The organism is Trichocoleus sp. AS-A1, assembly GCF_039962015.1.
Classification (GTDB): domain Bacteria; phylum Cyanobacteriota; class Cyanobacteriia; order Cyanobacteriales; family FACHB-T130; genus FACHB-T130.
Map to the genome: position 1 here is coordinate 127,204 of NZ_JAMPKG010000013.1, position 25,924 is coordinate 153,127.

The window sequence follows — 25,924 nt, forward strand, 5'->3', positions numbered from 1 at the left end:
AGAGAGGTAGTTGAAGAAAGATTAAGCAGTATTAGTAGATGTATACCTGCTCAGATGTAAATGATCGCTGAGTTGAGAAAAAAAATTTAGTGCATCAAGACTTTCCTGAATTTGTTAGCTCTTTTTTGGCTAACGAACCTACGGTCAGCCCTAGCAAACAAAAGTATTTCCTGGAGATTTAACCATGATGAAACGAACAACAGCAACTGCTGCCCTTGTAGCAGTTGGATTATTTACGTCTCTGGGCTTCTCAGCCGTAGCTCAGACCACCCGCCCCGTAACGCCATCAACCCGACCGGCAACGCCGTCAAACCGACAGGCAACGCCATCACGGAACAGCCAGTTGACTGCCCTAGATAGGCAGTTTATTATGGACGCCGCCCACGGGGGAATGGCAGAAGTACAACTTGGGCAACTGGCGTTAGAAAAGTCAACCGACCCGAATGTAAAGCAGTTCGCGCAGCAGATGATTCAGGAGCATACACGGGCGAACCAAGAGCTGATGCAGTTAGCGGCTCAGAAGGGAGTCACGCCTCCAACCACTCCGGGGCCAAAGTATGAAGCGGCAATGATGCGGCTTCAGCAGTTGTCTGGAAAGAGCTTCGACCAAGCCTATATGATGGAGGGTGGGCTGAACGGTCACTTGGAAAGTGCCGCAGTGTACCAGCGTCAAGTTGGACTGGGACAAGATCCCGATCTGAAAGCGTTTGCTGGCAGAATCTTGCCAAGGGTGCAGGGTCATTTAGAAATGGCTGCTTCGATGACAGGTGCCAAGGTGGCTGAGACAGACAATGCGATGCCTGGAATGCCTGGTATGTCTGGGATGCAGATGAACCGGGGGACGCAGATGAACCGGGGGATGCAGATGAACCAGGGGACGCAGACAACCCCGAATATGCAGATGAACCGGGGAATGCAGACAACTCCTGGGACACAGATGACTCCTGGAACACAGACGACCCCAATGCAGATGAACCGTGGGACGCAGATGAACCAGTAACATTGAACCAGTAACATCGGGCAATACTATAGAGCGATCGCATTTTCCTACGGGAGAGTGCGATCGCTCTTGTTTGTAGAGACGCGATGAATCGCGTCTCTACAAACAAGGTTATTTAATCTACCATCCCAAGATGGTTTTAACGGAGGGAGCGATCGCTATTCTTTATGACTACGCTAAGCGAAAAATAAACGGGAAGCGGTAGGGTTGCCATCATCTTCCACGCTGATTATCTCGCCAGAAGATAGTGAAGAACCAAGCGATCGCGCCCAACACTAACAAAAGGGGTGTTAACCAATCGCCCCAACGCACATATAACGTCTGCGTTTGTCGCCGGTAAATTGTGGCTACGTGTAGCTGGTAAGTATTCATTTTAGATATCCACAAAGTTCTCCCGTGGGGATCTATCACGCCAGAAAATCCAGTATTCGTAGCGCGGACAGCCCAGCGATCGCTTTCAATTGCCCGCATCAAATCTTGAGCGTGATGTTGAGCCATCATTGATGAGGTGTAATGGGCATCGTTAGAGGCTGTAAGAATAAATTGCCCACCCGCAGCCGCCTGACGCCGGAACAGTTCGGGAAAGGCAGAATCATAGCAAATTCCTACAATGGCACGCCCAAAAGGTGTATCAAATATTTGATTTGTTTTGCCAGGAATTAGGTGAGCATCGAGAGGAGAAAGTTTGTCAATTAATTTCCCTAAAACTTTTTCAAAGGGAATAAATTCTCCTAAAGGCACTAGCTTGGTTTTGTCGTAGCGGCTAAAAGTTTCACCAGTACCAATAATCGTATAAAGACTATTTGTATAATCATTTCCCGCTTCTCCAAAGGTTCCTACCCAAGCAACTACACCTTTATCCAAAATTGCTTGTAAAAAAGAATCTCGAATCCAACTGGGTTGCGTCCATTGGACGGGTAATGCTGTTTCTGGTATTAAAACAGCATCAACTCCCTCGTCCGCTAAAGTTTTGTAGCCGCTGGTATAGCCTTCGATTGCACGACGCCAGCCAATCGGATCGAATTTGAGTTTATTGGGAATATTTCCTTGAATAATTCCTACTTTTAATGCAGTTTGGGGAGGTTGAATCAAGGGACGGCTATACAGCCCAAATCCGATTAGATGTAACGCTACTAATAACCCAGTCGCAATGCTTAAATAACCTGGATGAAGAACGAACCGTGTTCCCGCTTTAGGCGCAGAGGAAATACTGGAAGAATCTATTTCTTCTTTATATCTTATGTGTTGTTTGCGGTTAATCCATGCTTCGGCAATTAAGCCATTAACAGCTACAATTGCTGCGGTTACTGTATTAGGGCCAGAGATTTGACCAAGGTGTAAAATGGCTAGATTGTGAGGACTTTGGGTATAAGAAAGGGAAGTCCACCATAGCGATCCAGAACCCCAAAGGCTTTCAAGTCCGCACCACAAAACAATGCCAATCAAAAGACGAAGCAAGGATGAAGATGTTTTGCTTGCTGGCTTGCAGAGGAAAGCCAGAACAGCCGCCCAAATTGCAACTAATCCGGCTCCCCAAAGGGTGATGAAAGTCCAACAGAAGAATGCGATCGCTAAACTTGCCAGCCAGGGAACCCCCAACCATGTCATCGGGTGAATCCCGGTAATCCAAGATAAAGCAACGCCGTGATAGCCAATCCCCCACGCCAAACCAATTAAAAAGGGAGAATTAAAACTAAAAAATGAAGAAGTTTCTCCTCCTTTTTTAAGCTTCAATTCTCCCTTTTTAACGATTAAAATCCACAGAGGGGCTAAGGCAATCCAAGCTAGGGGCCATGCTTGGATAGGAGCTGTTGTCACCCCCATCAAGATGCCACCTACCAGAGAAATTAAAAATGCAGAATTAAAAATTAAAAAAGGTAGTTTCTTCATTTTTAATTTTGCATTTTTAATTTTTAATTCTCTACTTCTTCCTCATCATCAGTCGAGTCAGTCGAGTCAGTCGAGGGGGGTACTAATGCAACAGCAGCGATCGCATCATCTTCATCCAGGCGTTGCACCCGGACTCCAGTTGCCATCCGGGATTGCAGGGAAATCGCATCGGTTGCTTGACGGATGATAATGCCTCGGTTCGTCACCATCATTAGCTCATCGCCTTCATTGATCACCCGCAATGCAGCGAGTCGATCCTTCGGCTTCCGAAACTTTGTGGCGACTAACCCCATCCCGGCGCGATTTTGCAGGCGGAATTGGGAAACCGGGATTCGCTTACCGTATCCACCCATTGTAATCGCCAACACCCACGGCCCTTGACCATTGGTGATAGGGGCGTCTTCACTGGTTGCTTCCAATGCTTCCGATGCTTCCGACTCCTCACTCTCGACGATCTTCGCAACCACTTGACTTGGCAAGATATCCATGCTAATCAGTTCATCCGCATTGCGGAGAGCCATTGCCCGGACGCCTCGCGTGGCGCGACCGAGGGGACGCAGTTGCTCGTGATTGGTTCTAAAGTGAATTGCCATTCCTTGTCGCGATCCGATGATGATGCTATCATCGGCTCTCGCTCTTCGCACCCACCGCAACTGGTCGCCTTCTTCCAGGGAAATCGCAATCAAGCCATTTGCCCGAATATTGCCGAAAGCAGACAGTTCTGTCTTTTTGATGTAACCACCCTTGGTCAGCATCACCAGATATTCATCGCTGGTAAACTCTGTAACCGGCACGATGGAGGTGATTTTTTCGTCTCGCGGGATGGGCAGCATTTGCACAATCGGGATACCCCGCGCCGTGCGAGACGAAGCTGGGATTTGGTACGCCTTGAGGCAGTAAACGACACCGCGATCGCTAAAAAATAGAACGCTATCGTGGTCGCAGCAGGTGAGGAAATGCTCAACGCCATCATCCTCTTTCATGCCAGTGCCTTTCTTCCCTCTCGTATTGCGGCTTTGCGCCTCGAAAGTGTTGACTGGCATCCGTTTGATATAACCCTGCTCTGTTAGCAGAATTAAGGCTTTTTCGTTGGCAATTAAATCGGTGTCATCAATCTCACCTTCCGCGTGTTCGATGGTGGTTCGTCGCGGTGTTGCGAAGGTGGTTTTGATTTGCGACACTTCATTTTCAATGATTTCCAGGATGCGACTTTTGTTCGCCAAAATATCCTGCAAATCGGCAATTTGCGCTTGTAACTCTTCGTGTTCTAAGCGAATTTTTTCTGCTTCCAGTGCTGTCAGTCGTCGCAACTGCATCTGCAAAATCGCATCCGCTTGCGACTCAGACAACCCGTAAGTCTCCATCATTTCCGCTTTGGCGGTTGGGGTGTCGGCGGCTCTGCGGATTAGCTCAATCATCGCATCCAGGTGCAACAGGGCAATCAGCAGCCCTTGCAGCATATGGTCTCGCTCTTCTGCTTTCCGCAATTCGTAGCGGGTGCGACGGGTGATGCACTCAATCCGGAAATCTAGGAAAACGGTTAGGAATTTCTTGAGACTGAGTAACTGGGGTTCCCCATTTACCAGCGCCAGCATATTCGCCCCAAAGTTTGCTTGGATGGGCGTTTGCTTGTAGAGGTTATTCAAGACAACGCGGGGATAAGCGTCTCGCCGGAGTTCTACGACAATCCGCATGCCATCGCGATCGCTTTCATCCCGAATATCGGCAATTCCCTCTAACCGCTTCTCATTCACCATTTCGGCAATTTTCTCAATCAGCGCCGCCTTATTCGTTTGGTAAGGCAACTGAGTGATAATGATTGCTTCCCGGTCAGGACGCCCCCGATGTTCAATGGTTTCTATCTGGGCAACGCCCCGCATTGTAATCGAGCCGCGTCCAGTCGTATAAGCTTCCTTAATCCCAGAAACTCCCAGAATTTGTCCGCCTGTAGGAAAGTCTGGGCCAGGAATATACTGCATCAACTCCAGGTCAGTAATTTCTGGATTGTGGATCAAGGCGATCAATCCAGAGATTAACTCTCCCAGATTATGCGGGGGAATGTTCGTTGCCATTCCCACGGCAATCCCGGAAGAACCATTGAGCAACATCTGGGGAATGCGTGCGGGTAATACCAGCGGTTCTTGCTGGGAACCATCGAAGTTATCCCCAAAATCTACTGTTTCCGCTTCAATATCCTGGAGGAGGGCAACCCCTGTGAGGGCTTGCAAGCGGCATTCGGTGTATCGCATTGCCGCTGGTGGATCGTTGTCCACCGAGCCGAAGTTGCCGTGTCCGTTAATCAGCGGGTCGCGCATGGAAAAATCCTGCGCCATCCGCACTAGGGCGTCGTATACCGCTGTATCACCGTGAGGATGGTATTTACCCAGCACTTCCCCCACCACACGGGCACATTTGCGGAAAGGTCGATCGTGGGTAAGACCCAGCTCATTCATGGCGTAGAGAATCCGCCGGTGTACAGGTTTCAGACCATCCCTAGCGTCTGGGAGTGCCCTACCAACAATTACGCTCATCGCGTATTCCAGGTAAGACCGGGACATCTCGCTCCCTAAATCCGTGGGGATAATCCGCTCCGGGGAAGTGGTCATACTGTGAAAAAGCTCCAAAAGTATAGAAAAATGGCAGATAATATGCAAAGGCTTGCAATAAGTTCCGCCTTAATTCCAAATAATGACAAATTCTATTAAAATTCTATCACATTTTGGTCTTTATCAGTCATTATTTAAGGCTTAATTGCTGATGGAAGAATGGCGAATCGTTCGTGGTTAATAATGCGTTTTGCCACGAGTCACGAACAATCTTCAATTAGCAATCTTTTAACGGACTGTGGTTACTCTGCGATCGCTTCTTGCTGCGTTTTGAGTTGAGCCGTAATCAGAGGTGCTTTGGGAGCCAGAAAAAAGCCAATCAAACTGGCAAACAAGACAGGCGTTAACGGACTGATGTTCGTTAGTTTCGTCAACAGTAAAGTTGTACTTACGGGCGTCCGCGTTACCGATGCATTAAAAGCCGCCATAACGCAAATCATGGCAAGGGCAGGATTCAGTCCCGGAATCAACAGGGCGATCGCTTTGCCGATACAAGCACCCGTGAAAAAAATCGGGATGATAAACCCACCCCGCCAACCCCCTGTAACCGTGATCGAGATCGCCACCATTTTGGCAATCGCTAGGGTTAATAAGAAAGTCATTGAAAAATCTCGATCGAGGACTTCTGCTAACTCTTCGTGTCCAAAATAACGGGTGAGGGGGAAAAGAGTCGCCAAAAGGCCCAATCCTAACCCCGCAAAAGTCGTCCGCACATAAATCGGGCCGGGAATTCGAGCCAAAAGGCGATCGCATCCTCGAAAAATGCTCATGAACAGCCATCCGGCTATGGCTCCAATCACTCCGTACAGGATCGCCATCGCAAAATCATCAATGTTGTCGAGGGTGTACTGGGGAAAATGCCAAGTTGGGGCAATCCCCAGTTTGGTAATTGCCGCAAAAACTAGATAACTCGCGCAACTCGCCACAATCGCTGGCAGGATTGCTTCGTAATACTCCAAAACGTGTTGATGGTGCAAAATCTCTAAGGCGAACATGGCACCGCCCAGAGGTGCGCCAAATAAAGCAGTGAAGCCCGCCGCCATCGCCGCTAAACTCATCGATCGCAGGTCTTCCCCCTGCAAATTCAAGCGGTCAGCGACCCAAGTTCCCAAGGAGCCAGTGACTTGTACCAGCGGTGCTTCTGGGCCAGCACTGCCCCCAGCCGAGATGCTCAATAGGGACCCCAGAATCATCGAGGGATTTTTGGTCGCATCCAGGCGTCCGCCGCGAAAGTGGATATTATCAACAAGTACGGCAATTTCACCGGGATTCCCTAGAAAATAAATCACCAAGCCGATTAGCAACCCGGCAAGTGGCATCACCAGCAGTAGAGTCGGCCCTTCAACCCGGTTGAGGATGTGAATCAAGAACTCCAGAACGTTCCAGTACAACCCAGCGAATAAGCCACAAGCAGTACCGAGAACCGTCCAGCGTAAGACCCAGCGTGAAATCATCAGAGGATTTCGCTTTGCCAAGCCAAAAAGTTGAAGAAACCTCCAGCGTTGAGTGCGCTCTGGGGGGTTGGGCTTTTCTGGTGACACTGCTATTTCCTCCCTATTGCTAGCAAATAAGTAGTTTCTTTGTCTTAACTCTACAAATTGGCATGAAACTTATCTATTTTTAATAATAAATTGAATCAGAGCTTACAAAATACTTATGTTGATTATGCATTCAGTTACAGCGATTCCCATTCGAGTGGAATCTACTTAGCAACGCCAGGTGCAGTATTCTTTTTATATGTGGTCTTGGGGGCGCTTCTTTCTGAATCCCGATCGGGAGCGAAATATAAATAGCGGTGCAGTCCTACCAGCGACAGACAAGCGGTAGCGCAGGGCGGAAATCTGCTTGCTGTTGCTGCAACTCCCGATCAAAGCCAAGTTCGAGAAGATACTCCTCTCCAAGGCTTAAATCCACCAAGTTAGCATCAGCGATCGCTTTGAGTTCTGTAGAGGGTTTGTCTGCATAAGGACTCACGAATTTCACGCGAGTAACCTCGCACAAACCCGAAGTATGTTTCAAAGGTTGACTTTTGTTAATCTCAAAATTGTCTGGTCTTTCACCAAAGGACAGATAGAAGAGCATCGGCTCAGTTATTACATTGGAGTTCCTCCCCATAGGAATACTCAACAACTCTGGTAGATATGGTGGATGATACTCCCAGGTTGAGAAGGGAAGACTGCTGACCGGATGGGATGTCGATCGCAAACAAAACCCAAATGGGCAAGCACCCCGCTTTCGGTCTACCCATCGTTCCCATATATGTATCCCAGAAATAGGGGTAGATTGTGCCTCTTGTGAGTTGTGTACCCACAGCAATTCCAACATGACGTTATGGAAGAAGAAGCGACGATTGGCTGTACCCTGCCCCGGATGAAGGTTGGGCGTCCCTTCAGTTAAGCCAAAGGCTATTAAACCATCGGCTTCAGGAGCGTCAATATCAGTACAAATAAACAGATGATCGAGTTCAAATGCCATATTCAGGGATGCTGGTGAGTAAGATTTAAATGCAGCAGATAACCTCAAATTTATCAAGGTTCTGTTGCGCCCAAACACAGGCGATGCCTGGAATAGCCAGGATCTCTACAAGTTATGGGATATAGGAGATAGACAGCCTAGAAGCGATCGCTCCTGCCCAAAACCAGTCTGGTAGGCTGACAAAAGCTCGGAGTCACTGTGCGATAGGGTTTTGTCCTCTTGAACAATTAGCATTTAGCAATTTAAGCCTCAAGACAGTGTATGTCTCGCCGCAGACAAGATTAAGCTGAGTCACGTAAGCTAAACCTGTTTGGGCAAGTACGTATGAGTGCTGAAGAACCTAAAGAAGAAAACACGAATCAATCAGACGAAACACTAGAACCAGAAGTGGAGGCAGCGATCGCTAAGATCAAACAGCCTCCGTCAATCAACGAAACTCTGTTGAATGTAGAGCTAGGTGAACTGAAGAATAACCCGGCGGTGGCACCTCAAATGTACAACGAAGGTGAAGATTTGAGGGATGATTTGAAACGGGATTAAGCAAGGTGCAGATAATGCCAGAAAGCATTGATGCTGCCTATGATTGATCCTGGTGTTGCCAACCTTTCTCGGACTATGCTGCCTGTAATCTACTCAGATGAGTTTCTCGATCACGACACGGGTCGATCCCACCCAGAACGACCCGCACGCCTGACGGCAATTGTGAACGCTTTAAAAGCTGCGCCTTGGGCAGATCAAATTGAATGGCAGCTGCCAACGCCGGTAGAGAACCGAGCGATCGCGCCGATTTTACAACAAGTCCACACTCAACAACACATTGAGAAAGTCCGACAGATTGCCCAAAAAGGTGGCGGATATTTGGATGGTGGCGATACCCTTGTTTCTCCTCGGAGTTACGAGGTGGCAATGCTTGCAGCCAGCGCGTGGCTGGATGGGGTAGATTGCGTCCTTGCCACTAATAACCCAGCTTTTGTGCTGGCACGTCCTCCCGGACACCATGCAGAACGCAATTATGGCATGGGGTTTTGCTTATTTTCCAATGCAGCGATCGCAGCCTACTACGCCCTCGAACAACCCAGCATCAATCGCGTTGCTATCCTCGACTGGGATGTTCATCACGGCAACGGCACGCAAAATATTGTAGAAACCCACCCCCAAATTGCCTACTGTTCCTTGCACCAATCTCCTTGCTATCCCGGCACCGGACAAGCTTCCGAACGCGGTATCCACAACAATGTGCTGAATTTCCCCATGTTTCCAGGCAGCACAATCACTGAATACCAACCGCTTTTTGAGCAGAAGATTGTACCCTTTTTAACCAATTTTCAGCCAGATTTGCTGATAGTCAGTGCTGGTTATGACGCGAATGCAGATGACCCATTAGCTAGTATTAACCTGCAACCGCAAGATTATGGGTTATTTACCGATTATTGTCTGCAAGTAACTCGTCGCATTGTTTTTGGTCTTGAGGGCGGTTATGACCTCTCATCATTAGCGAAATCTGTTCTATCGACGATTGAGCGATGTTTAGTATAGGCTTTTGGCGCTCAGTTTTTGCCGCTTAAAATAGGACGGAGGACTGAAGGGTGAGGACTGAGTAACTAATCGTTTAAGTAGTTTAAACTCAGGGTCTTTACCTATTCTTTTTTTCAGCCTATTGCTCCTAAATGGACGCCATTTATGTAAGATTAGTGTTAAATAATTTTCAACCCCTAGGAGCGATCGCGATTACTCTCCAGGCTGTTTCCCACTAGCAAAACTTCTATTGTCGAGGTGGGTAATCGCAAATTATCTTACCATTACCCGCCTGAACTGACTAATTTAGCCGCAGGGAAACTGATACAAATTACGCAACTTTCTTGGTACGCTTCAACTGGAAAACAGTACCAAAAGCACCCACTACGATCAGACTCATCGTAGATGCAGGTTCCGGGACGGTTTGCGTATCTGGGTCTGGGGGAGTGACGACCACCTCGGAGTCAGAATCACACTTGCCGACAGCCTGGGACTGTGTGTCTGTAGTTTTTTCCCAAACTAGAGCATCACACCCGGTTTCGTTGTCTTTATAAGTTTCAAATGTAAGGGAGCCGTTAGGAAGAGTAGGTGGCATATCGTATAGGTAAAAAGCTCCAGCGTGCATATTCTTAACGGACTTAGAAACTGTATCAAATTCAAATTTAAATAAAGATGATAAAGTTGAATACTGTTGTTCGACTTTCCCCTGTTTTAAAAATGAAATCTTAAAAGAATTTAATTGATTTTTGCCGATTGTTCCTGAGTAAAGGGTGTCATCATAACTAAAAGAACCTAAAATCGTATACTCATCATTTCCAGCAAAGCTAAAGTTATAAAAACTGGCAGCTTTAGAAGGATTAGACAAACTAAGAACAGTAGCAGTAGCAATAGTGGCTGCAATCGGAAACGTGCTAGTAGCAGCTAACGCTAATTTCTGTATGATGTTAGATGTCATTCAATTCTCCCTGAGCGATTCACGTTTGTCATTACGTTTACTATTAAACTGTCATGAATCGCTCAACTACATCCTCCACTTGTATCGCCCAGTAGGGCGATGTGAGACAAACTGTAAACGTGCGTTTTGTCTCTTAAGCTGCTTCTTTAAAACAACTTCACACAAATTAAACGCTTGCTTCGTTTTGCTTCTTTTGATATATGAGATTCGTGTTCTATAATTTTCAGCTACTAGGAGCGATCGCTGCTTTGCACTGCAACGCTTAACATCACTTTTATCTGAGTCAGTCAAGCGTTGCGCTAGCTCCAAACTCCTTAACTCTTTCCACTCCAAGCAATCGGAGGACTGGGATAGGATGCCGAGGAAGAAGCACTAGGGCGAGTTTTCGTTTCTTCGTCTAAGACTTTCACAACTTTGTTGTAAATTTCTTCTGCCTGTTGCAGAGAATCACCAATACTGGTTAATCCCAGCTTGCCGAACTCGGAAAGACAACCCATGAGATGGAATACAGTTCCGGTTTCTGTACTGGTATCAAAGTGCAGCCGTTGGTGGGCAATAATATCCATCAAATCATTCGGCAACAGCCCTACATAACGTTCTTTTTGGAGGTTGTCGGTAGCAACATAGTATTTTGGGCGACCTTGTTGGCTGTAGAACAAACCCGTGGAACTGTCATAGCGACCGTTAGTTAAAAACTTGAGGGTCATAAACGGGTGGGTCGTCCCGCCCTTCCGCAAATTGATTTCAATCGCTTGGATGTCCCACTGCTCGCCAGATTTTTCGGGGTGATGACAGGCGATAAAGTCCACCCCAAAGCGTTCTAAAGCTCCTTTTTTTGCCAGGTTTCGCCCCACACGCAATCCTAAGTCCTGCAAGCGCAGGCGGTAAGCTTCATCGGCGGGGAAGTTGCAACCGAGATAAATCTGACCATCTGGGCCACCCAGAATTTGGTCGTGGGTGGAGAGAATTTCTACCTCTCCATTGGGGTCAATGCGACCTTGAACGCTAGGCGATCGCTTATGCTCTCCTTCAATAAAAGCTTCTACAATTGCCCCTAACTCTGGGATACGGCTGGAAAAATTTTCCCAAGTTTCTGCCTTGGCTTGAAAGCTCAAGGAAGAAAAGCGATCGCTGATAGCGGCAACCCTTTCGGCATGGGAGGCTTCTCCGGGTGCTACATTTTTGATCGGTCTGAGATCCAGTAGCGCATTCCCCTCGCCGGAAAATCCTTCATTGAGTTTGACAACCATCCGCTTTAACTGCGGTTGGCGTTCCCATAATTCGGCTGCGGCTACACCCAAGTCTTCTGCATTCCAGACACTGTCGCTGCCATCGGGATGAGGAACCCCACACTCGGCAAAGATTTTCCGGCTGCCGCTTTTGGTGCCCCAGGTGAGTAAATCAGGATCGAGCGCCAGAAGGGGAATGCCCATCTGTACTGCCAAATCTCGCTCTAGGAGTGTGGAATTGTAACAGATCATGTAAGATTTTTCGGGGCGCAAGGCTTGCCGCATCCGCTCCATCAAGCGAGGGCGCTCTAATATCTTTTGAGTCAAAGGTTTGGCAGAGGAATCGTAGGTGGAAAATAGTAGCAAGCGATCGCGTGCATGAGAAAACGGAATTCCCGGCAACAGTTGCAAGTAGTAATCAATCACAATCGGCGGTAACGGCTGTGAAGTTACATAAATCAGCCGCGTGCGCGGGTGTCGCAGGCGAATTAAAGAAAAGAGCAGCCGCTCTTCATAATTGAGAAAGCCCTGAATTTTGAGCAGTTCCCGCTGATCGAGGCTGACCGAAGGAATCACTAAAATATCGTAGTCATCGCTGTCGAACAAATCGACTCCCTGCCAGCGATCGCGCAGTTGGGCTTGAAGCAGTCGAAACTGTTCCGCCTGCTTAGAGGAATTCTCTACACCTTGCATTACCATAGACCCCGCCTTGCTCTCAACGCTGCCCCTATCAGCGATTTTACCCAGATAAGGGGGAAAATATGGGCTTTGCGACACAAAACTGTAATTCTGCTTGACTGATGGCAGCGAGTTGGAAACGAACAAACAGATTCCACCTCGGCTGTTTCCGAAAAAAATATACCCTCACTAAACCCGTAGATTTGAGGATAATGAGGGATTTTGATGAAGTTTAAAGTTTAGTCCAATCTACTTGGGAACCCCCGCCGTCAGTACCTCATGTCCTGACTCAGTAACTAACACATCATCCTCAATGCGGATACCAATGCCACGCCACCTGTCATCAATTGCCGGTTGCCCCTCGGCTGGTTCTACATCCAGTCCAATATATAGACCTGGTTCCACTGTTAGCACATGACCCGGTTGCAAACTCTGCCACACTTCTTCCCCATGCTTATAAACACCGGCATCGTGGACATCTAAACCCAGCCAATGTCCGGTGCGGTGCATATAAAAGGGTTTATATTTCTCCTCTTTGATAATTTCTTCAATATCACCTGCCAGGAGTCCCACATCGATTAAACCTTCGACCAAAACGCGCACTGCCGTGTCGTGACCTAAGTTGTAGGGATTTCCGGGTTGAACTTGCGCGATCGCCTGTAACTGCGCTTCTAATACAATGTCGTAAAGTATCTTCTGCTCTGTCGTAAACTTGCCCCCGACCGGAAATGTGCGCGTGATGTCGCCGTTGTAGTAGTCGTAGCAACAACCCGCATCAATTAGCAGTAACTCGTTATCCTGCATCTGCCGATTATTCTCAATGTAGTGCAGCACGCAAGCATTCGCGCCAGAGGCAACAATTGAGGGATAAGCTGGCCCCATTCCACCCTGCTTTCTGAAGATGTGTTCTATCTCCGCCTGTACTTCGTACTCGTAACGCCCCGGTTGCGCGAATTCTCGCGCCCAGTTGTGGGCTTCTACTGAGATGTCAGCCGCACGACGCATCAATTCTATCTCAGATGGACTCTTCACCAGTCGCATCCCATGAAGCACCGGATTGGTGTCTTCAATCGCAATGGGTCCCGTACCCCGCTTGGGATAACCCGCCATCAACCGCTGCCAGTGGGTGAGGATAGTCTCATTAAAAGCGCGATCGCGTCCCAAATGATAATAAATCCGGTCGGCTTTTTCTAAATACTGAGGTAGTTTCTCATTTAGTTCTGCAATCGGGTAAGCTTCATCCGCCCCATAGAATTCTTTTGCCTTTTCCACCCCGACCCGATATCCTGTCCAAACTTCCTTATCTCGTTCCTTCGGCTGGACAAACAATACAAATCGGTGTTCTGCATGGTGGGGTGCTAAAACTGCCACTGCCTCTGGTTCGTTAAATCCAGTTAAGTAATAAAAATCACTATCTTGCCGAAAAGTGTACTCAACATCGTTGTGCATGACAGCCACTGGGGCACTCCGAAAGATGGCAGTGCCGTTGCCAATTTTCGCCATCAACTGCTCGCGACGCGCTGCGTATTCTGCTTGCATAATCTCAACTACGTATCTTTGTTTTTCTAGGTGGTCGAGTCAGTCGAATTGACCAATATATTTTCAAGGTTATACTATGAGAGATTTGGTAACAAATCTTTATAGGGTGTACTCGAATACAACTCAAATTAAAATTTTCTGAATCGTTAGCGATTTTTTCAGGGGATTGGCTGCGCGATCGCTAATGACTGGATTCGACGGAACGATACTCCCGATCGACTCTTGCATCTATTAAATGAGAACAAAAATATTTCAGATAACAAAAAAACCGCTTCCATCTCGCTTAGCAATTTTACAAACGAATGATAGAGGCAACTATGACTCGCTTCCCCCTTCAAGAACAAGATGAAGTCACAGATTTAAAGGTCAAAACAGTATATAACGAAATTTTGTCTGAACTAGGGTTTGGCATCATTCCCAACATTTTCAAATCAATGGCGATAAATCCCGATGTGCTGGAAGGGAATTGGAAAAAATTCCGCGCTACCATCCTGCAAGGAGATGTGCCCCGCACCCTGAAGGAAATGGTGGGAGTTGCCATCTCTCAAGCTCACAACAGCCCCTATGCCCTCAACGTTCACTTGCATGGATTATCTGCTCTAGGAATGAGCGAGGAAGTTCTCCGGACATTGGTTTCAGACTTTGCTGCCTGTCCCCTCCCCAAGCGCGAAAAAGCAGTCATTAGTTTTGGCTTACTTGCCGGGACTAAACCCCAGGAACTGACCGCAAAAGATTACCAAAATCTCCGAGAGTTGGGGCTAGATGACTCAGAAATCTTCGAGATTATTGCGACTGCTGACTTATTTACCAGCATAAATCGATACACAGATGCGATCGCTCTCGAAATTGACCAATTGTAAATTGCCAGTTTTCTCGTGAGTCCGTATTTTCTTGAGAATGTCGTTCGTTAAATTTCAGGAAAAACAGAATCATCCCAATAATGGGCAATACCCATGACTCTTTCCCTCCGTTTGATAGTAGCAATGAGCTAGAAAAACAAGCTCGCGAACCACTACTGCTGATAGCCCGCCGTCTGCTTGCGGAAGCCCAAGCTCTTTCCAGCCGCATCGCCGCTGTCAATGAAATTGCGACAGCGATTAACCGTACCCTGGATATAGACGAGATTTTGCGGGTTGTTGGTAAACAAGCTAAATGGCTCTTGGATTTCGAGCATTGTAGTGTCTATATCTGCACCGATACCAGTTCTTGCCGCCTCGTAACCCTATTTGGCGATCCTGTAGAGTTGACTGCCACGATTGTCGCAGAGGACAGCCCTTTAGGTCGTGCAATGAAAACAGGTCAATCGCAACTGATTCGAGAAGGCTCTCCATCTGTTTTTCTGCACTCTTATGCTTCCCAAATATTCGTCCCCCTACAGAGCGATCGCCAAGTCATTGGTACTATCAACTTTGCGACTACCCAAGCCCACGCTTACACACTGGAAGATTTACGCATTAGTTATTTACTAGCCTTGCAAGTATCGGCAGCAATTCGTAACGCCAGTGGCTTCGCCCAATTAAATCAGCTATATGCCCAACTAGAGGCAGAAAAACGCAAATCTGAGCAACTGTTACTGAACGTACTTCCTGTACGTGTAGCCGATGAATTAAAACGCACTGGCAGAGTTAAACCCGTGCATTATGACTCTGCCTCAGTATTGTTTACCGACTTTAAAGATTTCACTCAATTAGCCGAACAACTTACTCCCGAAGATTTAGTCAATGAATTAGATTATTGCTTTTCTTGCTTCGATATGCTCATTGAAACCCACAAGTTAGAGAAATTAAAAACAATTGGTGACAGTTATATGTGTGTTGGAGGAATTCCCACTCCTAACCGCACTCATGCAATTGATGCTGTACTAGCCGCCTTACAAATTCAAGCCTTTATGCAATGGCGGCGGCTCGAAAAAATCAAAAATAATCATCCCTATTGGGAAGTCCGCATCGGCATCCACTCAGGACCCTTGCTAGCGGGTGCGATTGGTCATAATAAATTTTCTTATGATGTTTGGGGCGATACGGTTAATACTGCCTCCAGAATGGAATCCTGTGGAGTTTGTGGCAACATTAATATTTCAAAAGCCACGTTTGAGTTAGTGAAAAATTTTTTTGATTGTGAATATCGGGGAAAAGTCAATGCAAAAAATAAGGGTGACATTGATATGTATCTTGTCACCCGCCTCAAAAAATGCTTTTCCCTAGATCCCACCGGATTGTTACCCAATGAGGATTTTAATCAACTTTATGCGGCAATCCAATCGGGGCATCCTGATTAGTCATTAGCCATGCACTAAATAATAACTAGGGACTCATCACGCATGATTGTTTAAAACTTATAACTCATCACTGCGATCGCAGTGCCATTTTCTGGCAAATCCGTTGATTTAACCGTCAAAGTATCACTATTGACCCGACGCACCGGCATCCCATCCATCAATGCCAAAAATTCATCCACGGAGACAATATCGCAACTCGCAGCATCGGCGGCTTGGGTACGGTAATGCGTGGGAATCACCAATTTGGGATTGAGGACTTGTACTGCCTGCATGGCTTCCTGAGGCGTGTAGGCTTTGTCACTTCCGCCTACGGGTACTAACAATACATCGGGACGTCCCATCAGGATTTTTTGCTCAATATCAATCGGTGCAGCAGCACCGCCTAAATGCAGAATATTGATTCCTCCTTGCGTCCAACGCCAAGCCACGTTCGTGCCAAATCGGCGTCCACCGTTGCGATCGTGGTTAATGCTCATTCCTTGAATTTTTAGGTTGTCAACTTGGTAAACTCCCGGTTTATATAAAAACTGGGGATTCCCTGGCAACCCTTCCACCGCCCCTTCATCAAGTAATAGGCTGCTGACTAGCACTAAATCCGCCGGCACCTTCGATGAACGATACCCAGCCGTACAGCCCAGCTTCTGAAAGGGATTCGCCAAGACTCGTTTACCACTTCCAGTAAACAAAAAGCTGGTATGCCCCAGCCATTTCACAGAGACAGATCCACCAGGTGTTGCCGCCTGATAAGTCTGAAATCCAGAAGCCAAGCCTGTTCCTAATGCTGTAAGCAAACCCGCCCCAGCATAGCGCATCAACTGTCGCCGTTTCATCAGAATTTAGTCCTCAGTCATTAGTCATTAGTCCTTTGCTAATCGCTAATGCTTAATTGAGCGATGAACAATTAGCCATTAGCCATTAGCACTAAAGCGATTCCAGGAAGTTTCGCAGCAATTGCTTTCCTGAAGCCGTCAGAATACTCTCCGGATGGAATTGGACGCCCTCAATATGCGGATAGTTCCGATGCCGGACGCCCATGATGGTTCCGTCGTCTACCCAAGCCGTAATTTCCAGGACATCTGGGCAGCTGTGTCGGTCAATCACCAAACTATGATACCGGGTAGCGGTAAAGGGATTGTCTAATCCTCGAAATACGCCGACACCTGTGTGATGAATTGGAGAAGTTTTGCCATGCATCAACATGGGTGCAGAAACAATTTCACCGCCGAATACTTGACCAATGCCTTGATGTCCCAGGCAAACGCCCAAAATGGGTACCCCGGAACCCATCTTTTGAATTAACTCCAGGGAAATTCCGGCATCTTCTGGACGCCCTGGTCCCGGCGAAATCACAATTCCATCGGGTTTAAGCTTTTCGATTTGCTCAAGGGAGATTTGGTCATTGCGATACACCTGAATTTCAGATGCTACGGGCAGTTCAGCGCCAAGTTCTCCCAGATACTGCACCAAGTTATAGGTAAAACTGTCGTAATTATCAATAACCAGAATCAAATGTAAACTCCTTGTGAGTCAGAAGCCTTCAACTCAAAACTCAAAACTACTTAGCGCAGCATCGACTGAATCCGAATTACAAGGGGTGGCAAAAGCAGCGAACCAGCGACCAATACCGACACGAGTGCCGAAACCAGAACGGCACCAGCAGCACAGTCTTTAGCAATTTTGGCAAGCTCATGGTAAGCCTGCTTAACCGTTAAGTCAACAACTGACTCAATTGCCGTATTCAATAACTCCAGCGCCAACACTAGCCCAATTGTTATTCCAATCACCGCCATTTCGACTGCCTTCAACTGCAAAAAGACACCCAAACCAATAGCTAGGGTGCCTATAACTACATGGATGCGAAAGTTGCGTTGGGTAATAAAGGCATATCGAAGTCCGGCCCAAGCATATTTAAAACTAATTATTAAGTTCGGCGCAATTCGCCAAGCTAAATCCCGGTTTGGTTTCACTACATCTGAGTGGTTCAAAGAAGGTGTGGAAATTTCTTGAGACATGGCAAGGGTTTTACGGGGCTGAAGGGCATGAACCATCGCTCCGGCTGGCGCGTGGGCGAAACTTGAATCTAAGTACAGATGAAGGCTATTGGGTATAGCTAGGCTAGATAGTAAGACCAATAACCTGGAGTAAAGTTTCCTGCTGGTTCAACATTTTAGTCAGGCTATCTTCATCGGGATGATCCCAGCCGAGTAGATGAAGCAAACCGTGAGCCGCTAACCAGGCTAGCTCTGTTTTTAAAGGATGTTCCTGTTGTTGAGCCTGCCGAGTCGCAGTCTCAACGGAGATGACGATATCACCAAGATACAGAGGTGTATCCTCTAAAAAATCCATCGGCTGAGGACAGTCTACCTCTAAGGATGCAAAAGCTAATACATCTGTCGGTTTATTTTGATGACGATACTGGGCGTTGAGGGTCTGTATTTCTTTATCGTCCGTGAGGCGCAAACTCAGTTCATAGGCATCCGCTTGAGGAATATCTAGATGCAGCGTTTCCATCCAACGATGGAACCAAGTTTCCCAAGTTTCAGGTGAAATTTCTTCTTGGGCACTGGCATCTGCTGGATTGGACGAGAAGAAATAGTCTTGGATGCTAACTTCTATGTTTATGCCCATACAACCGGGTTCCGGATTAACGAGTCAGGTAAGAAAGACCGATCAGCAGCGCCACAAGACCAATGGTTGACAGGGCAAAATGTTTTAACGAAGTGCCTCCTTTTCGTACCATGTTTCGCATTGCCAGCTTCACGTAGCTGGGTTGAGGCTCTGTCGAGGCGGGTGTCGATTCAGAAATGGGTTCTGGAGTTTGTGATGCCGCTTGTGGCGTTGACGAGGAGTTACTCATAAGGATAATTACTGAAGACTCAAAAGTGGTTTTTCCAGCTGATGATAAGCCAGGGATAAACTTTTCTTCCAACAATGTAACAGTTTGTTTCGCAATTGATGGCAAATCACCGAATCAGCAAGTAAAGGACAAAGGAGCGATCGCTTTTGCGCGATCGCTCCTTTGTCCACCCGATGTTACTAATTTCTTGGTGTCTTGGTGGCTAAGTAACCCTCTCACTGAGGCTACCCTAAAGACCAAACGGCGCAGCTTTTAGGTAAGCTGATTTTCTTGGCGCAGATAGGCTTCAATGAACGAATCGAGGTCGCCATTCATCACATCGTTAATGGCAGTCGTTTCCACACCTGTCCGCAGATCCTTGACCATCTGGTACGGGTGGAAAACGTAGTTACGAATTTGGTTGCCCCAAGCTGCCTCTACCATATCCCCTCGAATGTCCGCAATTTCCTTGGCGCGTTGCTCTTGGGCGACAATCAGCAACTTAGCTTTGAGGATGGCAAGACCTTTTTCTTTGTTTTGCAGCTGACTTCGCTCTTCAGTACAGCGCACGGCAAGCCCGGTGGGAATATGAACAATCCGCACCGCTGTTTCCACTTTGTTGACATTTTGTCCACCTTTACCACCAGCCCTAGAGGTGGTGATTTCTAAATCCTTATCTGGAATGTCCAGAGTCACGGATCTATCCAGAGTTGGCATTACTTCCACTCCAGCAAAGCTTGTTTGGCGCTTGTCGTTGGCGTTGAAAGGCGATATCCGCACCAGCCGGTGGGTTCCTTTTTCTGCCTTCAGGTAGCCATAAGCATAACGCCCTTCAATCTCTAAGGTGGCTGACTTAAGCCCCGCTTCTTCTCCTTTGGAGATTTCCGCTAAGGTAACTTTGTAACCGTGGTTTTCTGCCCAGCGAGTGTACATCCGCAGCAACATTTCCGCCCAGTCTTGGGCGTCTGTGCCACCTGCACCGGCGTTAATGGTTAAAACGGCTCCGCTTTGGTCATAAGTACCGGAAAGCATCTGTTGCAATTCCCATCGCTCAAGTTCCTGATTGAGCTTGGTGATGTTGCTTTCAGCTTCCAAAAGCAGTGACTCGTCGGCTTCTAATTCCAGCAGTTCCACAACCGCCCTGGCGTCTTCCAGGCTGTTTTTCCACTGGTGAAATTGTTCCAAGTGGGATTTAAGGTCATTGAGTTCTTGGAGGGTTTTCTGGGCACTCGTTTGGTCGTCCCAAAAATCCGGTTGAGCCGCGACTTGCTCCAAGTCTTGAATTTTGGCAGTTAGAGCAGGAACGTCAAAGATAGTCCTGGGTTTTACCCAGGCGATCGCACAACGTTTCGACTTCGCGTTTAATGTCTAGGAGTTCAATCATTGTTTTGAGCTTTTTCCGATGAGCGCTTGGTAGTAAAGTTGCACTCTTTTCGATCTTAGCTGGAGTCTCTCTCCCAATCACTAAGACCTGAACAAAGAAAGCGAAGGAGAGGAACAGGGGAAGTTACCAATTATCTCTTACCCATTACCCCATTAAGATTGAATTTGTGGAGTAACTGCTGAAAGTTAAAGATAGTCTTGATCTTGATCCAGATGCTAAGACAACGTTTCTACTTCACGTTGGATGTCTATGATTTCCAGCATTGCTTTAGCGCTTTTTCTTGATCGCTGCTCATATTGCACTGCAATCAAATTTATCTAAGTTTCTTGCTAAATGTCCAGTCCCAAAAAAAGCCGTGGTTTCCCACGGCTTCAAGATGTGTGCGCTTAATGAAACTTTTGCCTGTTAGTCGCGGCTATTAAAAGCGATCAGCAACCGCAGGATAAAAATGAACAAATTGATGTAAGTCAGATACATCGACAAAGCAGCAGGCAGATATTGGTCATCGCGGTAAGCGCGGGGCAGGATATAGAAATCCACCACAGCAGCTCCGGCAAACAAAAACACGCCAATACCAGAAATGGCAATTTCTAGCCAGGTGGGTGTATAGACACCAAACAAAGACAACAGCAGCTGACCCACTAGCACCACAACTAGGGCAATAATACCTAGCTGTACTGTTTTAGTTAGAGCCATGCCGTCTTGCTCCGACAGATTGGAGCCAATCTGTCGTGCAGCAATAAAGGTAACGCCACAGCCGAGGGCGGCAAAACCAATTCCTGCCACACCGACCCCTGGTGTCCTCAGAGCCACGAATATCAATCCGCTCAGGGTATAGCCCGACAACAGACTGTAGGTAGCGAGGAGGGGCAGAGCAACGCTTTTCTTGCCATTAATGGCAACGTTTTGGGCAACGAAGAAAAGGGCAAATTCTGCAACCAGGGCAACCCAAAAGGTTGGCATGAATAGCCCTGGGTTGGAGCGAAGAACGCCAAGACCCCCGTAGGTGCCAAGTGCAGTTAAGACAAGGCCACCGCCGACGTAGGGGAGGGCGTTGGCAATAACGTTGGGGCCAACGAGTGCGTGATTTTTAGCCTCACGCATCGCTTGACGGAAGTTACTGGTGTTACTCATGAAGCTTCCTCAGAAATATTACGAGTCATTTACATTTATGCGATCGCCAGTCTAATTCAATTGTGACGTAGAGCCGGAGTCCTTAGAAGGGTGGGTTTCACGAAGCAAACGCTTACGGTTTGTTTTTGAAGTAAGGATTAGTTTTTGGCTACATCAAACTGCAACTTACGTATATATGCTGACATTCCTGGAGAGGCTCTCTGTGAGTTCCGTATTCCAACGATGGTTGTTGAAAGCGCCTATACAGAAAATGAATTCAGTTAGACGAAATGAAGAGATAGCGATTTCCCAATCTCCCAAACGGGGTGGTTTTACAGAGGCTTTGACAATGGCGACTCAATCTTCTTGCAGCTCCGATTCGATGGAACTTTTGATTGCTTACTATAAAAATCCATCAGTTGAAGTTCGCAATCAACTGGTGCAGTTGAATGCTGGACTGGTTCGGAAGATGGCTCATCGAGTCAGCTATCAGTGTGCGGAACCTTATGAAGATTTGGAACAACTCGGCTATCTCGGTTTGATTCGGGCGATTGAGCGATTCAATCCCCATCAAGGTTATGCTTTTAGTTCCTTTGCGGTTCCTTACATTCGCGGCGAGATGCTGCATTATTTACGCGACAGAAGCGGCGTAATGAAAATGCCTCGTCGGTGGCAGGAAATCCAGCAGGAAGGACAAAAGGCGCGAAAAGAGTTGGCACAAACTTTAGGGCGATCGCCAAAAGAAGCTGAAATTGCCCAAGCAATTAAAGTATCTCTAGAAGAGTGGAGTGAAAGCAAGGTTGCGGCTCAAAACTGCCGACCATTAAGTTTAGATAGTGTCGTTTTTGAGCAGTCTGACTTTCAGGTGACGTTGGCGGAAACACTCCCTGACCCTCGCTATCAATCTTGGCAAAGTCAAGAAGAAGAACGGCAAGAGCTGGAAGGGGCAATGAGTTATTTGGACAACAAAACTCAAGCAGCAATTGAGTTGGTGTTGGTACGAGATCTTCCTCGGAAAGAAGCGGCTAAGCGAATTGGTGTCAGCCCGATGACGGTGACACGGCATCTTCAAAGAGGAGTTGAGCAGTTGGTATCGCTGTTGCAACCTCAATCAACCGAGCGTTTGGCTAGTTAAAGGCTTCCTGGAAAGAATTACAAGCAAGACAGCTTGTTTGGGAAGTAGTCGCCAGTTAAAAATTAGTAGAGAGTTTGTAGAGTGGTATATACCACTCTATTTTTTTAGGTGGCATAACGCCTGAAGGCGTTCGGCTACATTTTCCCCAAAGCTACCACTGCATTCTGCCCTCCGAAACCAAAGCTGAAACAAAGCACCTGTTTAATTTCACCTTGACGCGGGACTTTAACTAAATCTAAATCAAATTCTGGTTCCTTTAACCCCACACACGGTGGCAAGATTTGATGCTTCAATGCCATTAGGGAGAAAGCGACACCTAAGGCTCCAGATGCTCCCAATGTATGACCTGTGGCTCCCTTAGTAGAACTGACTGGCACTGTTTGAGGAAAGAGATACTGAATTAAGTGCGCCTCATTTTGGTCGTTGAGCTGGGTAGCGGTACCGTGAGCGTGGATGTAATGGATGTCCGCAGGGAAAAGGTTGCTGCGATCGCAACATTGTTTGACCGCCGCGATCGCGCTGCGACTTCCCGGTTCTGGCGCATTAGTATGATAAGCGTCCGATGTCAAGCCAAATCCCAGCACTTGACCATAAATCCGTGCTGAGCGACGCTTTGCCAATTCTGCGGATTCCAGTACCAAGACGGCTCCCCCCTCTCCCAAGGCTAAGCCTTCCCGCCGCCGATCAAAAGGATAAGCGCCCGTTTGAGCTAAAGCGCCCATCTGCTGAAACCCTGCCAGGGTCAGCGGTGTAATCGATGATTCCACGGCTCCAGCAATGACTTGCTGACAGTGCCCAGTTTCCAAGAGCGACGCTGCTTGCGCGATCGCCCAAATTCCAGTTGCACAAGCCGCCATTGGTGCCAAGACTGACCCAGTTGCCCCGATTTGACGAGCGGCTGCGATCGCATTCATGTGGGGCAGCGTCTCCAAAAAAGCCTGGGTTGGCAGGTGTTTGTATAGCGGCGATTTTACTGGTTCGGCATCCCGATAAAACTCCCGCGCCAATTTCTCCCAAGATGCCTGATAAGAGCGACTCGAACCAATGACGACTCCACAATCGGGCAAAGGCGAAACCAAACCAGCATCTTCCAGCGCCATAGCGACAACCCGCTGAGTCAGGGTTGCTAACTCAGCGGGTTGTTTCCCTATCAATCCTAAGGGCCGGGGGGCAAGTTCTGGAAAGGGTTGATGCAACTGAATGCCAGATTGACCGGCGATTAAACGTTGCCAGCTCGTCTGCAAGCTGTTACCCAAAGCCGAGACTAAACCAATCCCAGTAACGACAATCTCCACCGATTACCCAGCGAATCGCCAATTGCTATTTCTTGAGATTTTCCGCACCTTTGGTCACCTTAGCCGATTCAATGCGATCGCCCTGCTGAATCTTGTCAACGACCTCCATCCCCTTGGTTACATAGCCAAAAACAGCATAGTCACCATCCAAGAACGGCAAATCGGCTAAAGCAATGTAAAACTGCGACGAAGCCGAGTCGGGTAAAGATGAGCGAGCCATTGCGACAGCGCCACGAGTATGTCGCAACTGCGGGGGTTGAGAAACACCCGCACTTTTGAGCGTCTCGCTGAGAACGGGTTTTTCCGCCCCTTTGGGCTTAATTTCGAGGGGAATATAGCGTGCTTGACCCGTCGCTGGATCGATAAAACCGCCCATCCCCAGACGTTCTGTGGGCACATTCGGGTCTTTACTTTGCGGATCGCCACCCTGAGCAACAAAGGGTTGCGGTTGCCGCACTACGCGGTGAAACACCAGTCCGTTGTAGACACCTCTTTGAACTAAATCGACGAAATTCCCAGATGTAATCGGGGCATTAGTGCCATCGACTTCAATCGTAATGAGCGAGCCTTTAACCGTCATGTCTACGGTAGCTTTACCTGCTAGGCGGGGCAAACTGCTTGTTTTGGGACTACTCGCTGGAGTGGCAGATGCTGAGGTTGTTTCAGTTGCTGAGGGGCTGGTATCCGAGGAAGTAGCCTGCTCGGTCGTACATCCCCCCAACATCAGTCCTGCGATCGCAAAAAGTAATATAAACCAGTGCCGGATTTGTCTCTGCATTTTCATTTCCCCTAATTGGTAGCCAGAGCTACTGAATCATCTTATGCAGATATTGGAAGGCTCAACCAAGAATTGTTAGAGACCTTCAATGGGCACTTCCAAGAAGCGAGCCAGTTGGGCACCCTGATTTTCCAGCTCTGACAAGGGTAGAGGTTCCCCAACTCGCGTCAGGGGAATATCACGGCGTCCTTTGACGCGCAGATAAATCGACCGGCGTGGGTTGAGACCTTCTTTAATTTCCACTCGAATTGCTTGGACATCTTGTATGCGACAGCCGACTTCAATTTGGCGGTTTTTGCCGAGGAAGCCCCATCGAAAGATGCGAACATATCCGGTTTCTTGATTAAACTCGTTGTAACCGCCCCCTACGTCTAAAAGAATCATCATCCATAGATAGAGCGCTACGAGTAACCCAGCCAACCCGTAAAGTCCCATGACTATCCCTTGGGGGATAAAAAGTAACTTGGTAGGGTCAGCAAAAGGGAGAAGATTGACTTTTGTGTAACTTGAAATTCCAGCCAATAAAAAGCCTGTAGCTCCCAAGGAGACTACGGTTGCCCACCAATAGTTACTCAAACGACGAGAGCCTAAAACCTCTTGACGGAGAACGCGGTTACTTGTGGATGTTGTCGGTGCAGCCATGAAAGAAAACTCTGTGTTCGCCAAAGTTGTTAAGGAAAATTTTTAAGATCGAACTGATTCAGATTATCTAGCTTCCCAGGGATTTATGCTATTGATTTAGCAATCTAACTGAGCCAGAGATTAATGAGAAGTACGTGTCAGATTGTAAAAATTCTGATATTTTCTTATCATAGAGGACACGCGCTACAACCCTAGGGTTTTACTTTGGGGACAAAAAGCGCCCCATTCCCAAATAACAGTAGCCTGAAACCCCTCACCAGGGCGACAGGTTAGTGGAAATTGACACGCAGGGGAATCAAGCGAGTGTGTCTATTGAAGACAGAACCCGGCAAACTTCTCCAAAATATCCCACTACTGTCTGACGTGGGTCGTGTCAAATAAATAATGTTAATTGCTCAAGTTCAGACGATTTGACGCAATAGTAAGAGGATTTGAAATGACCATTGCAGTCGGACGCGCGCCAAGTTCAAGAGGGTGGTTTGACGCCATTGACGACTGGCTCAAGCGCGATCGCTTCGTATTTGTCGGCTGGTCCGGCCTACTGCTATTCCCCTGCGCGTATCTGGCGCTAGGCGG

The 25,924-nt window shown here is 47.6% G+C and carries 24 protein-coding genes and 1 pseudogene; 8 read left to right on the plus strand and 17 right to left on the minus strand.

The genetic code is table 11. From position 1 onward, the window contains the following. The first annotated feature begins 184 nt into the window (after positions 1-184). Complete coding sequence (locus tag NC994_RS12495) at positions 185-1,000, plus strand: DUF4142 domain-containing protein (RefSeq protein WP_242032506.1); 816 nt, start codon at positions 185-187, stop codon at positions 998-1,000. Between the two features lie 213 nt (positions 1,001-1,213). Here NC994_RS12495 and lnt read toward each other — a convergent pair whose 3' ends face one another. The 4 genes from lnt to NC994_RS12515 all read right to left on the minus strand — a co-directional run bounded on the left by lnt (position 1,214) and on the right by NC994_RS12515 (position 7,971). Continuing rightward, entirely contained in the window at positions 1,214-2,890 is a 1,677-nt protein-coding gene (gene lnt / locus NC994_RS12500; RefSeq protein WP_190433414.1) for an apolipoprotein N-acyltransferase, read from the minus strand. Between the two features lie 23 nt (positions 2,891-2,913). Then, positions 2,914-5,496, minus strand: coding sequence for a DNA gyrase subunit A (gene gyrA, locus NC994_RS12505; RefSeq protein WP_190433416.1), 2,583 nt, complete (start codon positions 5,494-5,496; stop codon positions 2,914-2,916). 242 nt (positions 5,497-5,738) lie between these two features. After that, positions 5,739-7,037, minus strand: coding sequence for a chloride channel protein (locus NC994_RS12510; protein ID WP_347276933.1), 1,299 nt, complete (start codon positions 7,035-7,037; stop codon positions 5,739-5,741). A 262-nt stretch (positions 7,038-7,299) separates the two neighbouring features. Further along, positions 7,300-7,971, minus strand: a complete 672-nt coding sequence (locus tag NC994_RS12515; protein WP_190433418.1) for a hypothetical protein — start codon at positions 7,969-7,971, stop codon at positions 7,300-7,302. A gap of 324 nt (positions 7,972-8,295) precedes the next feature. Between NC994_RS12515 and NC994_RS12520 the strand changes: the two genes are divergently transcribed. After that, positions 8,296-8,511, plus strand: coding sequence for a hypothetical protein (locus NC994_RS12520; RefSeq protein ID WP_190433420.1), 216 nt, complete (start codon positions 8,296-8,298; stop codon positions 8,509-8,511). Between the two features lie 75 nt (positions 8,512-8,586). Further along, positions 8,587-9,507 (plus strand): histone deacetylase, encoded by a 921-nt coding sequence (locus NC994_RS12525; RefSeq protein ID WP_190433460.1) that lies wholly within the window; start codon positions 8,587-8,589, stop codon positions 9,505-9,507. Positions 9,508-9,817: 310 nt separating this feature from the next. Here NC994_RS12525 and NC994_RS12530 read toward each other — a convergent pair whose 3' ends face one another. From NC994_RS12530 to NC994_RS12540, 3 genes are all read right to left on the minus strand, one after another. Beyond that, a complete protein-coding gene (locus NC994_RS12530; protein ID WP_190433422.1) occupies positions 9,818-10,441 on the minus strand; it encodes a hypothetical protein in 624 nt (207 codons plus the stop codon). A 314-nt stretch (positions 10,442-10,755) separates the two neighbouring features. Beyond that, positions 10,756-12,363 (minus strand): peptide ligase PGM1-related protein, encoded by a 1,608-nt coding sequence (locus NC994_RS12535; RefSeq protein ID WP_190433462.1) that lies wholly within the window; start codon positions 12,361-12,363, stop codon positions 10,756-10,758. Between the two features lie 234 nt (positions 12,364-12,597). Further along, positions 12,598-13,887: an aminopeptidase P N-terminal domain-containing protein gene (locus NC994_RS12540; protein ID WP_190433424.1), complete on the minus strand. Its 1,290-nt coding sequence runs from the start codon at positions 13,885-13,887 to the stop codon at positions 12,598-12,600. 317 nt (positions 13,888-14,204) lie between these two features. Between NC994_RS12540 and NC994_RS12545 the strand changes: the two genes are divergently transcribed. After that, a complete protein-coding gene (locus NC994_RS12545) occupies positions 14,205-14,747 on the plus strand; it encodes a carboxymuconolactone decarboxylase family protein (protein WP_190430609.1) in 543 nt (180 codons plus the stop codon). 80 nt (positions 14,748-14,827) lie between these two features. Then, positions 14,828-16,165, plus strand: coding sequence for an adenylate/guanylate cyclase domain-containing protein (locus tag NC994_RS12550; RefSeq protein WP_190414468.1), 1,338 nt, complete (start codon positions 14,828-14,830; stop codon positions 16,163-16,165). Positions 16,166-16,215: 50 nt separating this feature from the next. Here NC994_RS12550 and NC994_RS12555 read toward each other — a convergent pair whose 3' ends face one another. From NC994_RS12555 to NC994_RS12575, 5 genes are all read right to left on the minus strand, one after another. Beyond that, positions 16,216-16,995: an MBL fold metallo-hydrolase gene (locus tag NC994_RS12555; RefSeq protein ID WP_190414469.1), complete on the minus strand. Its 780-nt coding sequence runs from the start codon at positions 16,993-16,995 to the stop codon at positions 16,216-16,218. Between the two features lie 91 nt (positions 16,996-17,086). Beyond that, positions 17,087-17,674, minus strand: a complete 588-nt coding sequence (locus NC994_RS12560) for an aminodeoxychorismate/anthranilate synthase component II (protein ID WP_190414470.1) — start codon at positions 17,672-17,674, stop codon at positions 17,087-17,089. A 50-nt stretch (positions 17,675-17,724) separates the two neighbouring features. Beyond that, a complete protein-coding gene (locus NC994_RS12565) occupies positions 17,725-18,177 on the minus strand; it encodes a diacylglycerol kinase family protein (RefSeq protein WP_190414492.1) in 453 nt (150 codons plus the stop codon). Between the two features lie 103 nt (positions 18,178-18,280). Next, on the minus strand, positions 18,281-18,787 hold the full coding sequence (ybeY, locus tag NC994_RS12570; protein ID WP_190430612.1) for an rRNA maturation RNase YbeY: 507 nt from the start codon (positions 18,785-18,787) through the stop codon (positions 18,281-18,283). A gap of 22 nt (positions 18,788-18,809) precedes the next feature. Continuing rightward, positions 18,810-18,971: a DUF3285 domain-containing protein gene (locus NC994_RS12575; protein ID WP_347275892.1), complete on the minus strand. Its 162-nt coding sequence runs from the start codon at positions 18,969-18,971 to the stop codon at positions 18,810-18,812. A 76-nt stretch (positions 18,972-19,047) separates the two neighbouring features. Between NC994_RS12575 and NC994_RS12580 the strand changes: the two genes are divergently transcribed. Beyond that, the gene (locus NC994_RS12580) at positions 19,048-19,278 is read left to right on the plus strand and encodes a hypothetical protein (RefSeq protein WP_190433426.1); all 231 of its coding nucleotides are present in this window, start codon (positions 19,048-19,050) and stop codon (positions 19,276-19,278) included. Here NC994_RS12580 and prfB read toward each other — a convergent pair. Both prfB and NC994_RS12590 read right to left on the minus strand, forming a co-directional pair. Beyond that, a protein-coding gene (gene prfB / locus NC994_RS12585) for a peptide chain release factor 2 (protein WP_190433464.1) occupies positions 19,275-20,382 on the minus strand; the annotation gives its coding sequence in 2 pieces (ribosomal slippage) (positions 19,275-20,309 and positions 20,311-20,382; 1,107 coding nt in all). The two genes, NC994_RS12580 and prfB, sit on opposite strands and share 4 nt — an antisense overlap. A gap of 408 nt (positions 20,383-20,790) precedes the next feature. After that, on the minus strand, positions 20,791-21,519 hold the full coding sequence (locus tag NC994_RS12590) for a Bax inhibitor-1 family protein (protein ID WP_190433428.1): 729 nt from the start codon (positions 21,517-21,519) through the stop codon (positions 20,791-20,793). Positions 21,520-21,847: 328 nt separating this feature from the next. Between NC994_RS12590 and NC994_RS12595 the strand changes: the two genes are divergently transcribed. Continuing rightward, positions 21,848-22,633, plus strand: a complete 786-nt coding sequence (locus NC994_RS12595) for an RNA polymerase sigma factor SigF (RefSeq protein ID WP_190414495.1) — start codon at positions 21,848-21,850, stop codon at positions 22,631-22,633. A 134-nt stretch (positions 22,634-22,767) separates the two neighbouring features. Here the strand turns inward: NC994_RS12595 and NC994_RS12600 are convergent, their stop codons facing one another. The 3 genes from NC994_RS12600 to NC994_RS12610 form a co-directional block, all read right to left on the minus strand. Next, entirely contained in the window at positions 22,768-23,928 is a 1,161-nt protein-coding gene (locus tag NC994_RS12600; protein WP_190430607.1) for a beta-ketoacyl-ACP synthase, read from the minus strand. Positions 23,929-23,953: 25 nt separating this feature from the next. Further along, complete coding sequence (locus tag NC994_RS12605; protein WP_190433431.1) at positions 23,954-24,706, minus strand: peptidylprolyl isomerase; 753 nt, start codon at positions 24,704-24,706, stop codon at positions 23,954-23,956. Positions 24,707-24,781: 75 nt separating this feature from the next. Beyond that, on the minus strand, positions 24,782-25,348 hold the full coding sequence (locus NC994_RS12610; protein WP_190433433.1) for a photosystem I assembly protein Ycf4: 567 nt from the start codon (positions 25,346-25,348) through the stop codon (positions 24,782-24,784). Positions 25,349-25,784: 436 nt separating this feature from the next. On the opposite strand from NC994_RS12610, the pseudogene NC994_RS12615 reads away from it, so the two are divergent. After that, a pseudogene (locus NC994_RS12615) lies at positions 25,785-25,924 on the plus strand (photosystem II D2 protein (photosystem q(a) protein)); the annotation flags it as partial.